Here is a 5,240-nt window from a genome sequence, read left to right as displayed (position 1 = left end):
AAGAATATCAATTTTATATATCCCTTAAACTATTTTTGCTTTTGGTCTTATGGCTAAATGGAATAATAGCAAGGCCAAGACATATAGCAAAAACAAGAGTTGATCTAATCAAATCATGATCTTGATTATCAAATAATGCACTATAGCTAAAAATAAGCCAATCGCTAACAAATAACGAAAAATAATCATCCAAATCTTTTTACTCATAAAGCCACGCCTCCTAGAACAAGTTGCTCATACTCAGTTTAATCAATATAAAAAACTATTCTTGCTAATTCATGTAGCTAAAAAAGAGCATAGTTCCCCCCTGAAGACTGCTAAGCGCATTTTTAAGCTAAACTAGTCAATCAGTGATCATTTAAAAATGATTAGCCCGCTGATTCAAGTTGGCTAAGCCGGCTAAAATTGCCCGTTTTTTGTTTGTATAGGCAATTCAATCACTATTTTAATATAAATATATAGTCCATGGCTAAAACGGCTGAGAAACGATTTTAGAGCTAATTAAAGAGGGCTGCTTGATGCTGACCTGTTTCAGGATGCTCAGCTTGATATTTAGCGTTGGCTTTTTTGTTCCAGTAAATGCTAAACAGATTTTGCATGGTGCCATACAAGTAATTCTCTACGTTCTTGATATGTTTCTCGTTGCTTCTCAGGGCATTGAAGTAGCGTCTTAATGTCTTGGTCATTAGGGACTTTAGTTCGGGATCATCTAAAGTAATCCAAACGCCGAGGTCTTTGTGGGCTTTTTCAATGGCATACTTAGCATTTAAGATAATGCCAATGAAGCGACGCATTTGTTGCGGTGTTCGGCACCAAAAGCTCAAGAGTTGAACGGCTGACGGCTCTAAAAAGAGCTGACCTGTGTCGGCGTCAGTTAAAAAGTCATAGGCATGACTAACTAAATCGTGGTTTTGCTGGTTAATTTCTGCTGGTGTGTAATTAGCTGTGGAAAAGTCCAACTGGTGAGTATCTATCTTGTATCTATCTTTATCTCTCTCTTTAGGTTCTTTATCTAGATCGTGTCTATTTTTTAGACTTTCGCTCGTAGCAAGGGTTTGCCGGGTGTCATCAACGGACTTTCGCGAAGGTCTATTTTTTAGACTTTCGCTCGTAGCAAGGGTTTCAACGGTCTCCCGCGAAGGTCTATTTTTTAGACTTTCGCTCGTAGCAAGGGTTTGCGGCTCTTTTTGGCCATATTCACCGCGTAAATAGACGTCCGTTGATCGCATATCTAGTTCGGCCAGGTAAAGTCGGTTGGGTTCATTTTTCCCTGTTTTGGGATTAAAATGCATGGCTTTTTGATAAAGCAAGCCAGCTTTTTCGAGTTCTTTCTTAACGGTGGCTAATTTTCCCTTTGAACAATTGAATAGATCCATTAATTCTTGATTGGTAAAAATAAAGTAGACGTGGCCTTCCTCATCAACCCAGTGATTGCGTAAGGAATACTCGAGCCGATCTTTCAGCACCATATAGGCTAATTTGGCTTCACTACTTAAATACCGATATTGTTCGCCGTACATCAATACTTTGGGAAACTGAAAGAACAAGGCCCCATAAACGTTGTCAGCTTGATAAAACTTGAAATTTGTTTGCTCCATTATAAAAACTCCCTTTCTGTACTCGACCCATGCTGGCTCAAAGAGAGTTGCTAAAACATTTGATTTGCTTTAAAATACAAATCTGATATGCTCTAACTGAATTACAAAGCAGTCATTTGCTGTGAGAACTTTGTAATTTATCAGCATGGATCTTGCTTGGTTGCCTAATCGGCAACTTTTTTAATTTCTAACAACAAATAAAAATGGACTAGTCAGCTTTTACTAGCTACTTAGTCCATTGAGTTTAATTTTGTTTTTTAACTATCCGAGCCTTGTCCTCATAGACTAGTCTGCGGTATAATTATCCTACAAAGTTAAAAGCAATATTTCAGTCGATTTTTTCCGGGAAGTCAAAATCGACTGAATCTAAGTAGCTGGTATGAGCTACTTGCTAATACTATAAAAGAGATCTCAATCCCAAATGGATTGGGATCTCTTTTATTTATTAGCCTGATCTTTTAATATTTGATTGTTAAATTAACTATAGTCTAGCATAGCGCTTACTAACCGGTAAACCTTAATTTGCAAATAGACTATTTAATAAATTGATACTTAGCTTAAAAAAACGACAAGAACGACAACAAGTTTAAGCCTTGCTTGTCGATTGGTGTTCTTGTCGTTTTTAACTTATAATTTAAGGCGGATTAATTAGGTGGTGAAACTATTGAGCAAGACTATTCGACAACTTTCAGAAGAATTGAAATTATCAAAACAAGCCATTAACCAACGTATTAATAGCATTAATGGCTTTCGAAGCAAACACACTTATAAAGTCAAAAACCATCTAGAAATAGACAATCAAGGCGTTAAGATGCTTGCTAATTTTGACAAGCAAAAACGACAAGAACGACAACCAAATCGGCAAGCTGAAAACGACAAGGACAAAAATATTGATCATATCTTGCTGAAACAACTTGATGTTAAAGATCAACAAATTGCAAAATTACAACAAGCCTTAGACCAGCAGCAAAAATTACAGATAGCAACTGTTGCAGAAAAACGTCAATTAAAAGAACACGTGCGGAAATTGAGTGGCCTGCTTGAACCCTCTAGTTCAACTAAAAAGCAACAATCCAACGACAAAGGCGATACCTTGTCGAATAACGTCAATGCCAGTCACAACAAGAATAAAAACGACAAGCAAAATGAAGTTGCTGATATTGATGAAAAACACAAAAAACCATTTAAAAACAAAACGAATAATAGCTGGTGGCATTTTTGGAAGTAGTCTTAATGCTAACTAAAATGATTGGTTAACTAGTACCCTGAATAAAGTAGTTCGCGCCTGAACGAGAGAAAGGTATAAAATATTAAATTAAACTTTGGAGGAGCTTGAATATGGAAAATTATCAAAGACAAGCAAGTGGTAACAAAATTTTTGACTCAAATGATATTCATGAGAATGTTATTCTGAACAAAATACCAGACATCTTAAATATTTTGCTAATTGATAGAACAACCAGTACACCTAAGAAATATGGTGAGATTTATCGACTTTCTACGCCAACTGGGTACTATACAGCTAATAAGGACAAAGTTAAGTTTATCTTTGCGGTAAAGGCTGGTGTTAAATAATGACGGAAGTTCCTGACGAAATTAACATGACTGAAATGCTAATTGGAATTAAAGAAGATATTTCTTTCATTAAACAGCAGTTAAATGATCAAGCTGATTTGAATGAAAAAGCAGATAAGGCTTTGGCCAAGTCCATCGAAAATGAACATCGAATTGATAATTTAACTCACATAAACTATACATTGATTTCTTTGGTAGCAGCGGGGATTTTTGTACCGTTGATTATTTATTTGATCGAGAAATTTATGTAAAAATAAAAAGCTGGGAAATAAATCTCAGCTTTGATACATATGATTTTAGTTTTCTAAATTGAGTGTAATCAGCCAATAAGCACCATTTGAACTATGCTTCTTATTTTTTTGAGAAATGATTTTTCCTTTGGAACTAGTTTTTACAAACTTCATCGTAGAAATAGTATGAGTTTTAACTTTTTGAATTTTAGTAGTAATTAATTTAGTATCATTTTTTAGCAAATATTCTTTTTCGCCTTTGTTTTCGGAAATTGGGTCAATATAGGCACCGTGGTAGCCTGCCGGTAAGTTAATTTTTAAAATAACTTTACTAGAAAAGCCAGTTGCAATCATTTTATTAATGCTTGTGGATGAAAAAGCACGGTCTTCATATTGCTCACCATCTGCAATTGCTTTACCAGATAAAGATTGTTTTAAGCCTTCTAACGAGGTACCTCTGTATACAGTTAAAGGGGAAGTTAGTTTAAACGTCCCAATACTGTATTTAATTAAATTTATTTTTTCGCTTATTTTTTTAGCAATATTTTTATTGGGATTTCTTAGTGCTGTATTTATATTTGTGTATCCATTGCCTGTGTAGTATCGAAGAGCTTTTAGTTTCTTCTTATTTAAGGTTTTTGACCATTTGAAAGAATTTTTTAACAATTTCTTTTGACCGTTTTTAGTCAGTGTGATGGTTTTAGTGGAGTACGTATAATCGTTTATGTTCTTAATGAAGAAGTTTTCCGAGCTCCCAGGAATACTGACTAAGTATCCATTTTCCCCAGGCATTTTTTTAACCACTGTTAAGACAACATTTTTAGAAATCGAAACTGGATCTTGATAATTTGGCTGCTGATTATTTAAACCATAAGCGGTGGTTACTTTTTCTGTTACATATTGCTTTTTTCCAAAATTATATGTATGGGAATCAGTGTTACTTTTAATGACATAGATTGATTCGCTTTTGGGTATTTTAGTTGTTGGCACGTTTGTTTTAGCATTTACGGTGTTGGGAAAAGTAAAAAGTGCTGTTAAGGTAACTGCAAACGCTAAAGCTTTATTATAATTTGACATGTAGAAAACTCCTTTAGTGAAATTGATATTTAGTATATCACGATGGTATTTAAAATAACAGTCAAATAAACGTGCCTTCACTTTTTAAATATTGCTATACCAGTATTCTAAGCTACCCATTAAACAGTAGTTAAATGGCCAAGCTGATTTAAATGTAAAAGCGGATAAAATTTTGACTAATTCCATCGAAAATGAACATCGAATTGATAATTTAACTCACATAAACTATGCATTGATTTCTTTGGTGGCAGCGGGGATTTTTGTACCGTTGATTATTTATTTGATCGAGAAATTTATGTAAAAAAGTCTTGGAATTTTCTTAGGGTCTACCCTATTGTAATCACTAAAAGTGACTAATTTTATTAGTTACAAATAAGTGTTCCACAGCTTGCCTGAAAAACTGATTATGAGTAGGGATCTATTAGGTTAAGTTGCCAAGCTACAGCAGGGTTAAATTAAACGGTTTAGTTGGTTGACATAGTCTTTTCAAATAATTAGTCAACTATGGTCGTTCAAAATAAAAGGGGAACGTGAAATATTCAAGGTAAGTACTAGTGATTGATTCATACCTGTCAGCCCATAGATTAGAAGGTGAACCATTGGCAAATTTAAAAATAAAAAAGAGGATTTCATTAATTGGTTTTGGAATCTCAGTGGTGCTTTTGTGTATGCTTATGTATTACTTGTATAACGTTTATTTAAATATAATTTATTTTGTTTTAGCTTTTGCCTTAATGCAGTTTACAAGAGTTAATAAACC

5 protein-coding genes are annotated in these 5,240 nt (G+C 34.1%); 3 read left to right on the top strand and 2 right to left on the bottom strand.

Translation table 11 applies throughout. From position 1 onward, the window contains the following. Positions 1–497 precede the first annotated feature (497 nt). Positions 498–1,598: a replication initiator protein A gene (locus tag JCM11969_RS15850; RefSeq protein ID WP_082409436.1), complete on the bottom strand. Its 1,101-nt coding sequence runs from the start codon at positions 1,596–1,598 to the stop codon at positions 498–500. 664 nt (positions 1,599–2,262) lie between these two features. Between JCM11969_RS15850 and JCM11969_RS15845 the strand changes: the two genes are divergently transcribed. From JCM11969_RS15845 to JCM11969_RS15835, 3 genes are all read left to right on the top strand, one after another. Then, complete coding sequence (locus tag JCM11969_RS15845; RefSeq protein WP_054712767.1) at positions 2,263–2,826, top strand: DUF536 domain-containing protein; 564 nt, start codon at positions 2,263–2,265, stop codon at positions 2,824–2,826. 110 nt (positions 2,827–2,936) lie between these two features. After that, the gene (locus JCM11969_RS19445) at positions 2,937–3,173 is read left to right on the top strand and encodes a hypothetical protein (RefSeq protein WP_034529682.1); all 237 of its coding nucleotides are present in this window, start codon (positions 2,937–2,939) and stop codon (positions 3,171–3,173) included. Next, positions 3,173–3,424, top strand: a complete 252-nt coding sequence (locus JCM11969_RS15835; RefSeq protein WP_054712764.1) for a hypothetical protein — start codon at positions 3,173–3,175, stop codon at positions 3,422–3,424. The genes JCM11969_RS19445 and JCM11969_RS15835 overlap by 1 nt, the downstream gene beginning before the upstream one ends. Positions 3,425–3,469: 45 nt before the next feature. On the opposite strand, the gene JCM11969_RS15830 is transcribed toward JCM11969_RS15835, so the two are convergent. After that, entirely contained in the window at positions 3,470–4,480 is a 1,011-nt protein-coding gene (locus JCM11969_RS15830; protein WP_054712761.1) for an ADP-ribosyltransferase, read from the bottom strand. Between the last annotated feature and the right edge of the window lie 760 nt (positions 4,481–5,240).

The organism is Secundilactobacillus paracollinoides DSM 15502 = JCM 11969, from assembly GCF_001311135.1.
GTDB classification, from domain to species: domain Bacteria; phylum Bacillota; class Bacilli; order Lactobacillales; family Lactobacillaceae; genus Secundilactobacillus; species Secundilactobacillus paracollinoides.
Note: the sequence above shows the minus strand (reverse complement) of the source record. Positions and strands in the feature narration are given on the sequence as shown.

Bases quoted from the DNA above. Each gene is read 5' to 3' on its own strand.
- JCM11969_RS19445 (WP_034529682.1), top strand. From the start codon at position 2,937: ATGGAAAATTATCAAAGACAAGCAAGTGGTAACAAAATTTTTGACTCA.
- JCM11969_RS15835 (WP_054712764.1), top strand. From the start codon at position 3,173: ATGACGGAAGTTCCTGACGAAATTAACATGACTGAAATGCTAATTGGA.
- JCM11969_RS15830 (WP_054712761.1), bottom strand. From the start codon at position 4,480: ATGTCAAATTATAATAAAGCTTTAGCGTTTGCAGTTACCTTAACAGCA.
- JCM11969_RS15850 (WP_082409436.1), bottom strand. From the start codon at position 1,598: ATGGAGCAAACAAATTTCAAGTTTTATCAAGCTGACAACGTTTATGGG.